Origin of the sequence: Streptomyces sp. NPDC006512, from assembly GCF_040611935.1 — a bacterium.
Lineage (GTDB): Bacteria > Actinomycetota > Actinomycetes > Streptomycetales > Streptomycetaceae > Streptomyces.
In genome coordinates this window covers 193,078-207,409 of the sequence record NZ_JBEXPG010000005.1, presented here as the reverse complement: position 1 = coordinate 207,409, position 14,332 = coordinate 193,078, and the positions used below count along the sequence as shown (strand labels likewise).

The following is a 14,332-nucleotide window of genomic DNA, read 5'->3' as shown; positions in this document are numbered from 1 at the left end:
CTCCCCGGGCTCCGAACCCACGCCCGGACCCACCCCGAACCCCTTGGAACGCGCCCAGGTTAGTGAGAGCGGAGGGCCCGGCAGGAGGAAATTGAAATCCGAAATACGTACGGCCCCGGCAGCGGGTGCCGGGGCCGTACGCGTTTCACCCGGCCGTGCGCCGGGCCGGTGTCAGAGCTTCTCGGGAGTGCGGATCCCGAGGAGGGACATGCCCTTGTTGAGGGTGCGGGCGGTCAGCTCGCACAGGAACAGCCGGTTCTCGCCGACGACGAGCTCCGGCTGCGGCTTGATGACCGGGCACTCCGTGTAGAACGTCGTGAACAGCGAGGCCAGCTGGTACAGGTACGCCGCCACCTTGTGCGGGGCGTACTCCGCGGCCGCCTCCTCGATCAGCGCGCCGAACCCGTCCAGGTGCAGCCCCAGCGCCCGCTCGGCCGGAGCCAGCTCCAGCTCCGGGTGGGCCGCCGGGGAACGGTCGCCCGCGTTGCGCAGGATGGACCGGATCCGGGCGTAGGCGTACTGGAGGTACACGGACGTGTCACCGGTCAGCGAGACCATCTGGTCCAGGTCGAACTTGTAGTCGCGCGCGGCCGAGGTGGACAGGTCCGCGTACTTGACCGCGCCGATGCCGACCTGGAGGCCGTTCTCGGTGATCTCCTGCGCGGTGAGCAGGCCGCGCTCCTCGTCCTTGTCCCGGACCACGGCCGTCGCCCGCTCCACGGCCTCGTCGAGCAGGTCCACGAGCCGCACGGTCTCGCCCTCACGGGTCTTGAACGGCTTGCCGTCCTTGCCGAGGACGGTGCCGAAGGCCAGCTGGACGGCCTTGACCCCGTCGTTCAGCCAGCCGGCCCGGCGGGCCGTCTCGAAGACCATCTTGAAGTGCAGCGACTGGCGGGCGTCGACGACGTACAGCAGCGTCGAGGCCTTCAGGTTGCCGACGCGGTCGCGGATCGCGGACAGGTCGGTCGCGGCGTAGCCGAATCCGCCGTCGGACTTCTGGACGATGAGCGGGGTCGGGTTGCCGTCCTGGCCCTTGTACTCGTCGAAGAACACGCACAGCGCGCCGTTGGAGCGGACGGCGACGCCCGAGTCCTCCAGCAGCTTGCACGTCTCCACGAGCATGTCGTTGTAGCCGGACTCGCCGACCACGTCCTGGTCCTGGATGTCCATGTCCAGCTTGTTGAAGACGGAGTAGAAGTAGATCTTCGACTCGTCGACGAACCGCTGCCACAGGGCGAGGGTCTCCGGCTCGCCCGCCTGGAGGTCGACCACCCGGGCCCGGGCCCGCGTCTTGAACTCCTCGTCGGAGTCGAAGAGGGCGCGCGAGGCCTTGTAGAGCCGGTTCAGGTTGGACATGGCCTCCTCGCCGGACACCTCCTCGTCCGACTTGTGGTCCAGCTCGTGCGGGTGCTCCAGCAGGTACTGGATGAGCATGCCGAACTGGGTGCCCCAGTCGCCGATGTGGTGGCGGCGGATCACCGTCTCACCGGTGAACTCCAGGATCTCGACCATCGCGGCGCCGATCACGGCGGAACGCAGGTGGCCGACGTGCATCTCCTTCGCGACGTTCGGCTGCGCGTAGTCGATGACCGTGGTGCCCGGGTTCGCCGCGCGGGCGACGCCGAGGCGGTCGTCCGCGGCGCGCGCGGCCAGGGTCTCGATGATCGCCTTGTCGGTGATCGTGATGTTCAGGAAGCCGGGGCCCGAGACCTCGATCTCCTTGATCAGGTCACCCGTCGGGATGCCCTCGACGACGGTCGTCGCCAGCTCGCGCGGGTTGGCCTTGGCCTTCTTCGCGAGCGCGAGGATCCCGTTGGCCTGGAAGTCGGCCCGGTCGCTTCGTCGCAGCAGCGGGTCGGTCGCACCGGCCTCCGGCAGGGCGGAGGCGAGGGCGTCCGCGACGCGCTGATTGACGGAAGAAGCGAGGGAAGGGACCGAGGCCATGAGCTGCCGTTCCTGTGAGGTTGTGCCTGAAGGTGCACTTGGGTGTTCCGACAAGTGCCGAGTATCCCACGCGGGGACCGTCGGCCTCGCGGGATATCAGGGGGTGGAAGCAACCCCGGAGCGCTCCCCTCCGTCTGGGAGAATGGCTGAAGCCAGCATTCGAGTAGAAGGACGTGTCGTGGCTCAGAGCAGCACCGAGACCGACTGGGTCTCCCGTTTCGCGGACGAGGTCATCGCCGAGGCGGAGCGCCGAGCACCCGGCAAACCTGTCGTCGTCGCGTCCGGAATCTCGCCCTCCGGTCCGATCCACCTGGGCAACCTGCGCGAGGTCATGACCCCGCACCTGGTCGCGGACGAGATCCGCCGCCGGGGCATCGAGGTCAGGCACTTGATCTCCTGGGACGACTACGACCGCTACCGCAAGGTGCCCCAGGGCATCCCGGGCGTGGACGAGGACACCTACGGCCAGTACATCGGCCGCCCGCTGACCTCCGTCCCGGCCCCGGCCGGATCCCCGTACGCCAGCTGGGCCGAGCACTTCAAGGCCGCCCTGATCGGCGCCCTGGAAGAGCTGGGCGTCGAGTACGACCCGATCAGCCAGACGGAGCAGTACACCTCCGGCGTGTACCGCGAGCAGGTCCTGCACGCGATGAAGCACCGCGGTGACATCGACGCCGTCCTCGACCAGTACCGCACCAAGCAGAAGCCGGGCAAGAAGCCCCAGCAGAAGCAGGTCGACGAGGCCGAGCTGGAGGCCGCCGAGGGCTCCGGCGCGGCCGCCGAGGACGACGGCAGCGCCGGCGAGGGCGGGTACTTCCCGTACAAGCCGTACTGCGGCGAGTGCGGCAAGGACTTCACCAAGGTCACCTCGTACGACGACGAGAGCACCGAGCTGACCTACGTCTGCACCGAGGACGAGTTCACCGAGACGGTCAAGCTCAGCGAGTTCAACCGCGGCAAGCTCGTCTGGAAGGTCGACTGGCCGATGCGCTGGGCCTTCGAGGGCGTGATCTTCGAGCCCTCGGGCGTCGACCACTCCTCGCCCGGCTCGTCGTTCCAGGTCGGCGGCCAGATCGTGCACATCTTCGGCGGCGAGCAGCCGATCGGACCGATGTACGCGTTCGTCGGCATCAGCGGCATGGCGAAGATGTCCTCCAGCAAGGGCGGGGTCCCGACCCCGGCCGACGCGCTGAAGATCATGGAGCCGCAGCTGCTGCGCTGGCTGTACGCGCGCCGCCGCCCCAACCAGTCCTTCAAGATCGCCTTCGACCAGGAGATCCAGCGGCTCTACGACGAGTGGGACAAGCTGGAGGCCAAGGTCGCCGACGGCTCCGTCCTGCCCGCCGACGCCGCCGCGCACACCCGCGCCGTGCGCACCGCCGCCGCCGAGCTGCCCCGCACCCCGCGCCCGCTCCCGTACCGCACCCTCGCCTCCGTCGTCGACATCACCGCCGGCCACGACGAGCAGACCCTGCGCATCCTGACCGACCTCGACCCGACGCAGCCGCTCACCTCCCTCGACGAGGTACGGCCGCGCCTGGACCGCGCCGAGAACTGGATCACCACCCAGGTCCCGGCCGACCAGCGCACCCTCGTCCGCGAGGACGCCGACACCGAGCTGCTGTCCTCCCTCGACGAGGAGGCGCGGCAGTCGCTGCGGATGCTGGTGGACGGGCTCGACACGCACTGGTCCCTCGACGGGCTGACCACCCTCGTCTACGGCGTGCCGAAGGTCATGGCCGGCCTGGAGCCCGACGCCAAGCCGACGCCGGAGCTCAAGGTCGCGCAGCGCACCTTCTTCGCCCTGCTCTACCGGCTGCTCGTCACCCGGGAGACCGGGCCGCGCCTGCCGACGCTGCTCCTCGCGGTGGGGGCGGACCGGGTGCGCAAGCTGCTGGCCGTCTGATCGCGGGAACGTGACGAAGGGCCCGTACCCCGGTGGGGTGCGGGCCCTTGTCCGTGTCTCCCGGAACCGGTCCGGGAGGTCCGGCGGGTTCAGGAGATGAAGTCGTTCTCCAGGTGGCGCTGGTAGCGCTGCTTGAGCATCGGCATCATCGCGTCGATGATCGAGACGCTGTCCGGGTGGATGAACCCGTGCAGCTCCGTGAGGGCCTGGTCCACCTGCTGGGCGCTCGGGTGGCGGCCGTTCGCCTCCACGTGGGATTGGTACGCCTCGTACGCCGCCTCCTCGAACTTCTCCTGGTCCAGCTCCTCGCCCGGCTCGTCCCGCGGCGCCGGGACGGGCAGCTGCTCCTCCGGGCCCGCCGGGGGCATGACCGGGGTCGGCTCCAGGCCCTCGACGTACTGGGGGTTGTAGGACCCCTTGTACTCCGTCGCGTCCGGGGCCACGGGCCCGGCGAACCAGGCGCTGTTGTGGGCGGCCGGCATGGCCGTCGGGTCCACCGCGAAGGGCGGCGGGGCGTGCGTGACGGCGGGCTGGGCCGGGACCGCGGCCTGCGGCTGGGCCTGTACCTGCTCCGGAGCCTGCGCCTGTTCCGGCAGCTGTACCTGTTCCGGCTGCTGCTTCTGGAGCCGGTCCGGGGCTCCGGGGGCCGTCTCCGGTACCGGCTGACCGGCCACCGGGGCCGCGAGCTCGGCCTCCTGCGGGGCGGCCGCCGGCAGGGCCGCGGCGGCCACCGGGGCAGCGGCCGCCACCGGCGCCGCGACGCTCACCGGGGCCGGGGGCAGCAGCACCGGGTCGATGCCCGCCGCCGCCAGCCCCTCCGGAGCCGTCTGCGACAGCGGTACGCCGATGCGGGCCAGCCGCAGCGGCATCAGCGCCTCCACCGGGGCCTTGCGGCGCCAGGCCCGCCCGTACCGGGCCTGGAGCCGGGCCTGGTAGATCAGCCGGTCCTGCTCCATGGAGACGGCCTGCTCGTAGGAGCGCAGCTCCCACAGCTTCATCCGGCGCCACAGCTTGAAGGTGGGTACCGGGGAGAGCAGCCAGCGCGTGATGCGCACGCCCTCCATGTGCCGGTCCGCGGTGATGTCCGCGATCCGGCCCACGGCGTGCCGGGCGGCCTCCACCGTGACCACGAACAGGATCGGGATCACGGCGTGCATGCCGACGCCCAGCGGGTCCGGCCAGGCCGCCGCGCCGTTGAACGCGATCGTCGCCGCGGTCAGCAGCCAGGCGGTCTGGCGGAGCAGGGGGAACGGGATCCGCATCCACGTCAGCAGCAGGTCCAGCGCCAGCAGTACGCAGATGCCCGCGTCGATGCCGATCGGGAACACCAGCGAGAAACTGCCGAAGCCTTTCTGCAGCGCCAGCGCGCGCACCGCGGAGTACGAACCCGCGAAACCGATGCCCGCGATGACCAAGGCTCCGGCGACCACGACACCGATGAGTATCCGGTGCGTACGAGTCAGCTGCATCGCGGCCACACGCGATCCCCTCCCCTTGTCGAGCTACGGCAGGCACAGCGTACGGGTGACTGGATGTCAGTGGTCCCGTAGGTCCCCCCAGTGACCTGCTACTGCGCCGCGGCCGAGGAGGACGGGGAAGCGGAACCCGAAGCGGAGGACGACGGCGAGCCCGCGTCCGGGGCCTGCGAGGCGTCCGGCTGCTCGTTGGCGGTGCCGACCGAGGTCACGCTCTCCTTGGCCGCCGCGATCGCGTTCTCCAGCATCTTCGTCTTGTCCGGGGCGCCCGCGCCCTCGTAGGCGGCACCGTTGAAGTCGATGGTGATCACGACGTTCTGGGTGCGGGTCACGACGGTCGTGTTGAAGAAGTCGACGTCCTTCTTCACGCCGTACACGACGGACGTGGCCTGGTCGCCGATCCCGCCGGCCTGCTCGACCTTGACGTCGTTCGCGCCCTCGGTGGTCTTCGACGCCTCGATCTGCTTGTTGTACTGCTCCTCGGCGCGCTTGTTGCCGCTGCCGAGGGAGGCGTGCGAGTCGTAGCGCACCAGGGAGATGGACAGCCAGCGGTACTGCGAGCCCTTCAGGCCGTCCGTGTCGAGGCCGTTCCAGGAGCAGCTGGCGCGGCTGGAGAGGTCGTTCGACTTGGTCGCCGTGCCGTTCTTCTCCTTCGCCTCGGGGACGAGGGAGTCGATGCTCTTCGAAGCGACGGTCTTGCAGGGGTCGGGCAGCTTCGCGAACGCCACCTTCTCCAGCACGGCCGACGGCTTCGCGCTCGGCTTGGACGACGCGGAGGCTTCGGACTTCTTGCCGGAGGACTTGCCCGAGTCCTTGCCCGAATCGGAGGAGCACCCGGCGACGGTGAGTATCACCGGGACGGCTGCGCAGGCGAGGACGCGGGTGAGGCGCGAGGCTGATCGGTGCATGTTTCCTTCAGACGTTGAGGGTCATTCGACGGTCTTCTGACGGACGCGTTGCGGGCGCTGGACCCGTGCAACGGTAGCCCGACCGGGCGCCCGCCTGCTGTGCGCGCCGTCACGCGGGGCGCGCACGCCCCGGGCGGGCGGGGCTGTCATTCGTTGAAACGCTCCACCAGGGCCTGTGCCAACTGGCGGGCCTTGTCCTGCGTTTCCGCACTCGGGGGCACGGTGCCCGGGCCGGCGGGCTGCACGCTGTACTCGACGGTGACGATCACGTTCGAGGTGCGGAACACGATCCGTACGGTGCGCGCCTGGGCGGCGGTGGCGCCGGCCGCGCTCAGCTTGTCGTCGAGGAAGGCCTCGTTCCCGAGCCCCTCCAGGACGCGGGAGCCGAGCTCCGGAGAGGCGGACGGAGACGCGGAGGGAGAGGCGGCGACGGAGGCAGAAGCGGAGGCGGAAGCGGAAGGGGCGCCCGGGGTGCCGGAAGGGGCGCCGGAGGGTGCGTCGGACGGGGACGCGGGGGCCCCGGTCCCGGGGGTGGCGCCCGGCGCGGGCGCGCCGCCGGGGCTCGGGCTGCCGCTGGAGCCCGCACCCGGGGTCGTGGCCGGTCCGGGGAACGGCAGGTGGGCCGCCGTCAGCCGGCTGACGTACACCTGGTGCGCCTTGTCGTCGTCGCTCGTGGTGGCCCGGTCGTACGAGACCACCCGCTCGAAGTTGACCGACAGCAGCAGGGTCCCCTCGGGGACCTGCGTGTTCCAGCGGCAGCCCACGTGCCGGTCGCCGTCGTACGAGGCGTCCGCGGTCCCCTCGTACAGCTGCTCGCGGGCCTCGGAAGTGAGGGACTCGGACGCCGGGAGCATCGCCCGGAGCCGCTTGCCGTCGGCCGCCTTGCAGGGCTGCGGCAGGCTGCGGTACTTGCCGGGCTGCGCGGGGGCGGCGGTGTTCCCGCCGTTCTTCGGGTCGCCGGTGCCCATGCCGCTGCCGTCGGTGCAGCCGGTCAGGCCGGTCACGGCTGCCGCGAGGGCGGTGAGCATCGCGATGCCGGGCAGGACCCGCCGACGTACCGTCTTGCGCTCCACGTCCACTGGCTTCCTGGCTCCCTGGGGAAAATGCGTTGCCGCGACTTGGACGCGGATGGACACAATGTCTATCGCACACGCTGGTGCCGGCGCCGGTTCCCTGACTGCTTTGGGGCGATGAGCGAGGCTTTTTGCGTTTTCCTACTTTTCTGTGGTCTTCGGGGGATTGACGTCTTATGTCGTATGTAGAGGTTTCGGGCGGGAAAGTCCCGATCCGGATGTGGACGGATCCGGCATCGGTCGAGGACAGCGCCATGCGCCAGCTCCACAACACCGCCGGCCTCCCCTGGATCAAGGGCCTGGCCGTGATGCCGGACGTCCACTACGGCAAGGGCGCCACGGTCGGCTCGGTGATCGCCATGAAGGACGCGGTCTGCCCGGCGGCGGTCGGCGTCGACATCGGCTGCGGCATGTCGGCGGTCAAGACCTCCCTGACGGCGAACGACCTCCCGGGCGACCTGTCGAAGCTCCGGTCGCGGATCGAGCAGGTGATTCCGGTGGGCGCGGCGCTGCACAAGGAGGCGGTGGACCCCGCGCGGCTGTACGGCTTCTCGGTCACGGGGTACGAGGACCTGTGGCAGCGGTTCGACTACCTCACCGACGCGGTCAAATTCCGTCAGGAGCGCGCCGTGAAGCAGATCGGAACGCTCGGCGGAGGAAACCATTTTGTCGAGTTCTGCCTGGATGAGTCGGGTTCGGTCTGGCTGATGCTGCACTCCGGCTCCCGGAACATCGGCAACGAGCTCGCGGCGCATCACATCGGCGTGGCCCGGGGGCTCGAACACAACCAGGGGCTCGTGGACCGCGACCTCGCGGTCTTCCTGGCCGCCACGCCGGAGATGGACGCCTACCGGCAGGATCTCTTCTGGGCGCAGGAGTACGCGAAGTACAACCGCGCGGCGATGATGAGCCTGTTCAAGGAGGTCATCCGGAAGGAGTTCCGGAAGGCGAAGGTCTCCTTCGACCACGAGATCAGCTGCCACCACAACTACGTGGCGGAGGAGCGGTACGACGGCATGGACCTGCTCGTCACGCGCAAGGGCGCCATCCGCGCGGGCAGCGGCGAGTACGGGATCATCCCGGGCTCGATGGGTACGGGCTCGTACATCGTGAAGGGCCTCGGAAACGAGAAGTCCTTCAACTCGGCCTCGCACGGAGCGGGCCGCAAGATGAGCCGTACGGCGGCGAAGAAGCGGTTCTCGGCGCGCGACCTCGCGGAGCAGACGCAGGGCGTGGAGTGCCGCAAGGACTCCGGCGTCGTGGACGAGATCCCGGCCGCGTACAAGTCGATCGACCAGGTCATCGAGCAGCAGACCGACCTCGTCCAGGTCGTGGCGAAGCTGAAGCAGGTCATCTGCATCAAGGGCTGAGGCCGCCGCGGGGCGGCTGCCGCCGTGTGGTCGGCGGGGGAGCGGAGGGGCCCGGACCGGTTGCGGTCCGGGCCCCTCCGCGCGTCTCGGCCGTCGCCGCCGAGGAGGCCCAGGAGGAGGCCCATCGGGAGTTCCAGGGAGACGCTCGTACGGGCACATGCCGTGGCGGGGTGGCTCGATCGTGATCGGGGCGTCGTCCGGGTGTGGCCGGGGGCGTGTTTTCATGCGCTGATCTGGTGGGCCGGGCGGGTGTGGGGGAGTGGGGCGTGGCTGGTCGGTGGCGGGTTCGGGTGGCCGGGGTGGTCGTGGGCTGCCTGGTCGGGGCCGGGGGGTGCGCGCCCGGCGGCGGGGGCGGGAAGGCGCCGGCCGCCGTGCCCGTCGTGGCGAAGGTCATCGGCGCGGAGCAGGCGCGGCAGGTCTTCGACCGGTACGTCACGGTGCGGAAGGCGGCGATCGAGGGGCTGGACGGCGGGGGCTTCGCCCAGGTGGAGGCCGGGCCGCTGCTGGCGGAGAGCCTCGCGCGGGTCGAGGTGCGGCAGAAGCGGAAGGCGGAGCGGACGACGGAGTGGGCGGCGGAGTTGTTCCGGGGGGGCGGAGTTCCTGATCCCGGCGCAGAAGGACCAGCCGGCGTACCCGCGGTCGTTCGTCTCGCTGAGCCGGGGCGACTCGCCCATCGACAACCCGCGGGCGCGCGCCGTGCACTACTTCGTCCAGGCGGCGCCGGGCGCCGAGTGGAAGGCGGTCGCGCTGTCCTGGGTGTACGACGCGCCCCGCAGGCCGGGGGTGTTCGACGACACCGCGTACGCGCGGTACGGATTCGACGTGCGGGACCGGGAGGTGGCGGGGTTCGCGCGGGGTGCGGGGGGCGAGGCGGTGCTGTCGCCGGCGGCCGGGGCGGACCGGGAGGTGTGCGGGCGGTACGCGAAGTACCTGACCTTCACCGCCCCGGACGGGGAGGCGGAGAGCGCGGACTTCGTGCCGGGTGAGCTGACCACCGAGGTGGTGGGGGCCTACAACGCCGGGGACGCGGAGATGCGGGAGGTCACGTGGCGCCAGGAGCTGGAGGTGGCCGGGGGGCTGGAGTTGCCGGTGGTGCGGCTGGCGGACGGCAAGTCCCTCGTCACCTGCACGTTCACGCGGACCGACCGGCTGACGGCGCCCCGTTCGATGGCGTTCCGGTACGGCTCCGGCCTCCGCTACCGGGAGGCGGAGGCGCTGCTGGGCGGGGAGGGGAAGTCGTGGCGGCGCACGACGGTGCGGTGGAGCGTGACGGCGAGCGTCGAGGTGCCGGAACGGGGGCCGGCCGACGTGGTGGGGTGCAGCTGCCTGCGGCCGTTCCCGCTGTCGGCGGACGGGGTCGCCAAGTAGGGGCTTGACGGCGGGAGTTGGTCTAGACCAAGGTGTGCGGCATGTGGAGATCCCGCGTGGTCGTCGCCGCGCTCGCGTCGTTGTCGCTCGCCCTCGGGGCCGCAGGTCAGGCCCAGGCCGCCGGAGTGGGGCTGCCGCCCGTCGTCTCGCACGTACCGACCCAGGAGAAGGTCGTCTTCATCACCGTCGACGACGGCTGGAACCACGATCCGGAGGCCGCCCGGATCCTGCTGGAGAAGCGGGTCCCGGCCGCGCTGTTCCTGCTGCCGGGGGCGACCTCGTACGACACCGGCTACTTCACCGGGCTGACCGGGCAGGGGCGGGTGACGGTGGAGAACCACACGGTGAACCACCCCGACCTGACCACCCTCGACGCCGCCGGCAAGGACGCCGAGGTGTGCGGGGCCGGGGAGCAGCTGGAGGCGGTCTTCGGGAAGACGCCGAAGCTGCTGCGGCCCCCGTACGGTGCCGTCAACGACGACGTGCGGCTCGCGGCGAAGGCGTGCGGGGTGAAGGCGCTGGTCACGTGGACGCACGACTTCACGACCTGGAACCAGACCCCGCCGACGCCGCAACTGAAGGCGGGCGACATCGTGCTGCTGCACTTCACGCCGACGCTGGCGGGCGACCTCCAGCGGGCCCTGGACGCGGCGAAGGCCGCCGGGCTGAAGCCGGCGGCCCTCATGCCGCACCTGAAGTCGGCCGGGCTGGTCTGAGCGGCACTAGAGCTCGCGGTGGACCTTCGTGTTCGAGGCCTGGGCGCGGGGCCGGACCACCAGCAGGTCGATGTTGACGTGGCTGGGACGGGTCACCGCCCAGGTGATGGTGTCGGCCACGTCGTCGGCGGACAGGGGCTCCGCCACGCCCGCGTAGACCTTGGCGGCCTTCTCGGTGTCCCCGCGGAAGCGGGTGGTGGCGAACTCCTCGGTCTTGACCATGCCGGGGGCGATCTCGATGACGCGGACCGGCTGGCCGACGATCTCCAGGCGGAGGGTTTCGGCGAGGACGCGGGCACCGTTCTTGGCGGCGACGTAGCCCGCGCCGCCCTCGTAGGTGGAGTGCCCGGCGGTCGAGGAGAGCACGACGACGGTGCCGTCGCCGGAGGCGGTGAGGGCCGGGAGCAGGGCCTGGGTCACGTGCAGCGTGCCGATGACGTTGACCTCGTACATCGTGCGCCAGTCGGCGGGGTCGCCGGTGGCGACGGGCTCGGCGCCGAGCGCGCCGCCGGCGTTGTTCACGAGGACGTCGACGGAGGGGAAGCGCTCCAGGGAGGCCGCGAAGGCGTCGACGGCGGGCCGGTCGGTGACGTCGAGGGCGTGGGCGGTGGCCTCGTGGCCCGCGGCGGTGAGCTCGGCGGCGAGGGCCTCGATGCGGTCCTTGCGGCGGGCGGTCAGGACGACGTGGTAGCCGGCTGCGGCGAGCTGCCGGGCGGTGGCCGCGCCGATTCCGCTGCTCGCGCCGGTGACTACGGCGGTGCGGGTGGCCGTGCTCATGGGCGGGGCTCCTCGTTCGTTCGTACGGGCGATTTCCGTCAGCATAGGCGGGGGCGGTGACCGGTCGCCTTTCGCGCGGTGGGCGCGAGCTCAGTGGCCGCGTGGCGCGTACATGATGACGGCCATGCCCGCGAGGCAGACGAGGGCGCCGGTGACGTCCCAGCGGTCGGGGCGGTAGCCGTCGGCGACCGCGCCCCAGGCCAGGGAGCCGGCGACGAAGACCCCGCCGTACGCGGCGAGGACGCGCGCGAAGTCGCCCTGGGGCTGGAGGGTGGCGACGAATCCGTAGAGGCCGAGGGCGATGACTCCGGCGCCGATCCAGGCCCAGCCCTTGTGCTCCCGTACGCCTTGCCAGACGAGCCAGGCGCCGCCGATCTCCAGGACGGCGGCGAGGGCGAAGAGGAGCGCGGAGCGGGCGATCGGCATGGATCGAAGCCTACGCAGGCGAATGGGGGAGGGCTCGCCCTCGTTCGTGTGATGGTCCGACCGGGGGGCGTGCGGACTGGCTAGCGTCCGCGCGAGGAGGTGGTGGCGGTGCGCCGTGGTGCCGTACGGAGTGTGGTGTTGGCGGGATTGCTGGTGCTGGGCGGGGCCGGGCAGGCCGAGGCCCTGGTGGGACCGGAGGCCGACGTGGCCTACCACGGACGGGTCGCCCTGACCCCGGGCCAGCTGAGGGTGTGGACGGTCCCGGAGAACGAGGGGCCCTCGGCGCTGCCGAACGCGACCCTGCGCATCCGCCTGTCGGTGGACCTCGCCGACCGGCAGGACCTGGCCGGGGGCTGTGCGCGGGCGGGTCTGCGCGAGGTGGTGTGCGAGACGGGCGCGCTCCCGGAGCACGGCAGGGGCCGGCACATCGGACTGCTGCTGAACCTGCGCGAGCGGCCGTCGGAGGTGGTGGTGCGGATCGACACGTGGTGGAACGGCGGGGCGACCGACCGCAACAGCACCAACAACGACCACGTGGTGCTCGCGCTGGACACGGGCGACGACTACGCCTTCTGAGGCGGCGCCCCCTTCCGGGGCGGGTCCTCCGGTTGCCCCGGCCCGTTCACCCCGGCCCGTTCACCCCGGCCCTTCCGGTCCGGGCTGGGGCTTGCCGGGGAGCAGCCAGGCGGCCACCGCGTGCGCGAGTTCGGCGTCGGTGGCCCGGGGGGCGCTCCAGGCGACGTAGCCGTCGGGGCGTACGAGGACACAGGCCGTACGTCGCCGCGCGGCCCAGTGGCGGTGCGTGAGGGGGGTTCCGGGCGGGGTGGCCGCGCCGGGCGGGGTGACGAGGACGAAGCCGCCGCCGCGCAGGGCCTCGTACAGGCGCGTTGCCCGGTGGGCGGGGTCCGGGCGGTGGGGGTCGGGGGCCAGGGCGACGTCGGGGGCGCGCCGGCCGGCGGGGGAGGGGCGGCGGGTGCCGGGCGGTGCCGGGTAGGCGAGTCCGATCCCGGAGATCAGGCCGAGGGCGTGGTCCTGGGCGGGGCCGACGCGGGCGAGGAACGTCGCGGCGAGGTCGCGGGCGGCGCGGGCGGCGGCGCCGGGCACCATGACGGCGCGGACGATGGCGCCGCTGGTGCGCAGCGCGGCGCGGCCGACGGGGTGGCGTTCGCGGTGGTAGCTGTCGAGGAGGGTCTCGGGGTCGGGGGCCTGGCCGTGGAGGACGGCGGCGAGTTTCCAGGAGAGGTTGGCGGCGTCCTGGAGGCCGGTGTTCATGCCGAGGCCGCCGGCGGGGGAGTGGACGTGGGCGGCGTCGCCGGCGAGGAAGACGCGGCCGACGCGGTAGCGGGGCACCTGGCGTTCGTCGCTGCGGAAGCGGGACGTCCAGCGGGCCTCGTGGATGCCGTGGTCGGTGCCGAGGGCGTCGGTGATGAGGGCGCGGACCTCGTCGAGGCCTACGGGTTCGTCGAGGCCTACGGGTTCGTCCAGGTCGGCGGCTTCGTCGAGGTCTGCGGATGCGTCGAGGTCTGCGGGTTCGGCGGCGCCGGCGGAGGCCCGGCCGGGGCGGCGCCAGCCGATGGCGCGGTACCAGCCGTCGTGGAAGGGGACGAGGAAGCCGAAGGCGTCGGCGGTGCCGTTGAAGGCGAGGAGGTCCTCGGGCGGATCGGTGAGGCGTACGTCGGCCAGGACCATGGAGCGGACGACGGCCTTGCCGGGGAAGGGCAGGCCGAGGGCTTCGCGGACGGTGGAGCGGACGCCATCGGCGCCGACGACGTGGCGGGCGTGGATGCGGCGGGTGCCGCCCGCCGGGCCGGTGAGGGTGAGGGTGGCGGTGTCGTGGTCCTGGTGGAGGCCTGTGACCTGACTGTCGTACTGGATGTCCACTCCTGTGGACAGCGCGCGGCGCTCCAGCAGTTTCTCTGTCTCATATTGAGGAGTGATCAGGACGAACGGGTAGCGGCTGCGCAGCCGTTGAAGGGAGAGGGCCATGCCACCGAAGGGGTTCAGGCGGTCGATGCGGCGGCCGGTGGAGACGAGTTCGTCGGCGAGGCCGCGCGCGTCGAGGAGTTCGAGGGTGCGGGCGTGGACGGCGAAGGCGCGGGTGAGGTTGGCGGCCGTGCGGGGGCGTTTTTCGACGAGGGCGACGGAGAGACCGGCGGCGGCGAGGTCGCCGGCGATCAGGAGCCCGGTGGGTCCGGCGCCGACGACGGCCACGTCGACGACGGCCGCATCGGCGACGGCTGTACTGGCGACGGCCGAATCGGCGACGGCTGTACTGGCGACGGCTGTACCGGTCTCCGGGCGGCTCGCGGGGCCCGTGGCGCCGGCGGCGCCCGTGGTGTTCTCGGCGGCGGTCATGCCCGGGGAGTCTG

General features: G+C 71.8%; 12 protein-coding genes. 5 read left to right on the top strand and 7 right to left on the bottom strand.

Features of this window, described 5'->3' with window-relative positions:
* Window positions 1–171: 171 nt before the first annotated feature.
* Window positions 172–1,944, bottom strand: a complete 1,773-nt coding sequence (argS, locus tag ABZZ17_RS05835; RefSeq protein WP_356872389.1) for an arginine--tRNA ligase — start codon at window positions 1,942–1,944, stop codon at window positions 172–174.
* 178 nt (window positions 1,945–2,122) lie between these two features.
* Between argS and lysS the strand changes: the two genes are divergently transcribed.
* Window positions 2,123–3,850, top strand: a complete 1,728-nt coding sequence (gene lysS, locus ABZZ17_RS05830; RefSeq protein ID WP_356872387.1) for a lysine--tRNA ligase — start codon at window positions 2,123–2,125, stop codon at window positions 3,848–3,850.
* Between the two features lie 89 nt (window positions 3,851–3,939).
* On the opposite strand, the gene ABZZ17_RS05825 is transcribed toward lysS, so the two are convergent.
* The 3 genes from ABZZ17_RS05825 to ABZZ17_RS05815 all read right to left on the bottom strand — a co-directional run bounded on the left by ABZZ17_RS05825 (window position 3,940) and on the right by ABZZ17_RS05815 (window position 7,306).
* Window positions 3,940–5,328 carry a DUF2637 domain-containing protein gene (locus tag ABZZ17_RS05825; RefSeq protein ID WP_356872385.1) on the bottom strand — a complete coding sequence of 463 codons (1,389 nt, stop codon included), beginning with the start codon at window positions 5,326–5,328 and terminating at the stop codon, window positions 3,940–3,942.
* A gap of 89 nt (window positions 5,329–5,417) precedes the next feature.
* Entirely contained in the window at window positions 5,418–6,233 is an 816-nt protein-coding gene (locus ABZZ17_RS05820; RefSeq protein ID WP_356872383.1) for a DUF3558 domain-containing protein, read from the bottom strand.
* Window positions 6,234–6,379: 146 nt separating this feature from the next.
* A complete protein-coding gene (locus ABZZ17_RS05815; RefSeq protein WP_356872381.1) occupies window positions 6,380–7,306 on the bottom strand; it encodes a DUF3558 domain-containing protein in 927 nt (308 codons plus the stop codon).
* A 176-nt stretch (window positions 7,307–7,482) separates the two neighbouring features.
* Here ABZZ17_RS05815 and ABZZ17_RS05810 point away from each other — a divergent pair, with 176 nt between their 5' ends.
* The 3 genes from ABZZ17_RS05810 to ABZZ17_RS05800 all read left to right on the top strand — a co-directional run bounded on the left by ABZZ17_RS05810 (window position 7,483) and on the right by ABZZ17_RS05800 (window position 10,760).
* Window positions 7,483–8,676 (top strand): RtcB family protein, encoded by a 1,194-nt coding sequence (locus ABZZ17_RS05810; protein WP_356872379.1) that lies wholly within the window; start codon window positions 7,483–7,485, stop codon window positions 8,674–8,676.
* A gap of 696 nt (window positions 8,677–9,372) precedes the next feature.
* Window positions 9,373–10,044 carry a hypothetical protein gene (locus ABZZ17_RS05805; protein ID WP_356872377.1) on the top strand — a complete coding sequence of 224 codons (672 nt, stop codon included), beginning with the start codon at window positions 9,373–9,375 and terminating at the stop codon, window positions 10,042–10,044.
* 41 nt (window positions 10,045–10,085) lie between these two features.
* On the top strand, window positions 10,086–10,760 hold the full coding sequence (locus ABZZ17_RS05800; protein ID WP_356872375.1) for a polysaccharide deacetylase family protein: 675 nt from the start codon (window positions 10,086–10,088) through the stop codon (window positions 10,758–10,760).
* Between the two features lie 6 nt (window positions 10,761–10,766).
* Here ABZZ17_RS05800 and ABZZ17_RS05795 read toward each other — a convergent pair whose 3' ends face one another.
* Window positions 10,767–11,537: an SDR family oxidoreductase gene (locus tag ABZZ17_RS05795; protein WP_356872373.1), complete on the bottom strand. Its 771-nt coding sequence runs from the start codon at window positions 11,535–11,537 to the stop codon at window positions 10,767–10,769.
* A gap of 90 nt (window positions 11,538–11,627) precedes the next feature.
* A complete protein-coding gene (locus tag ABZZ17_RS05790) occupies window positions 11,628–11,963 on the bottom strand; it encodes a YnfA family protein (RefSeq protein WP_356872371.1) in 336 nt (111 codons plus the stop codon).
* A gap of 135 nt (window positions 11,964–12,098) precedes the next feature.
* Between ABZZ17_RS05790 and ABZZ17_RS05785 the strand changes: the two genes are divergently transcribed.
* The gene (locus ABZZ17_RS05785; RefSeq protein WP_356872468.1) at window positions 12,099–12,539 is read left to right on the top strand and encodes a hypothetical protein; all 441 of its coding nucleotides are present in this window, start codon (window positions 12,099–12,101) and stop codon (window positions 12,537–12,539) included.
* A 60-nt stretch (window positions 12,540–12,599) separates the two neighbouring features.
* On the opposite strand, the gene ABZZ17_RS05780 is transcribed toward ABZZ17_RS05785, so the two are convergent.
* The gene (locus ABZZ17_RS05780; protein WP_356872369.1) at window positions 12,600–14,318 is read right to left on the bottom strand and encodes an FAD-dependent oxidoreductase; all 1,719 of its coding nucleotides are present in this window, start codon (window positions 14,316–14,318) and stop codon (window positions 12,600–12,602) included.
* Window positions 14,319–14,332 lie beyond the last annotated feature (14 nt).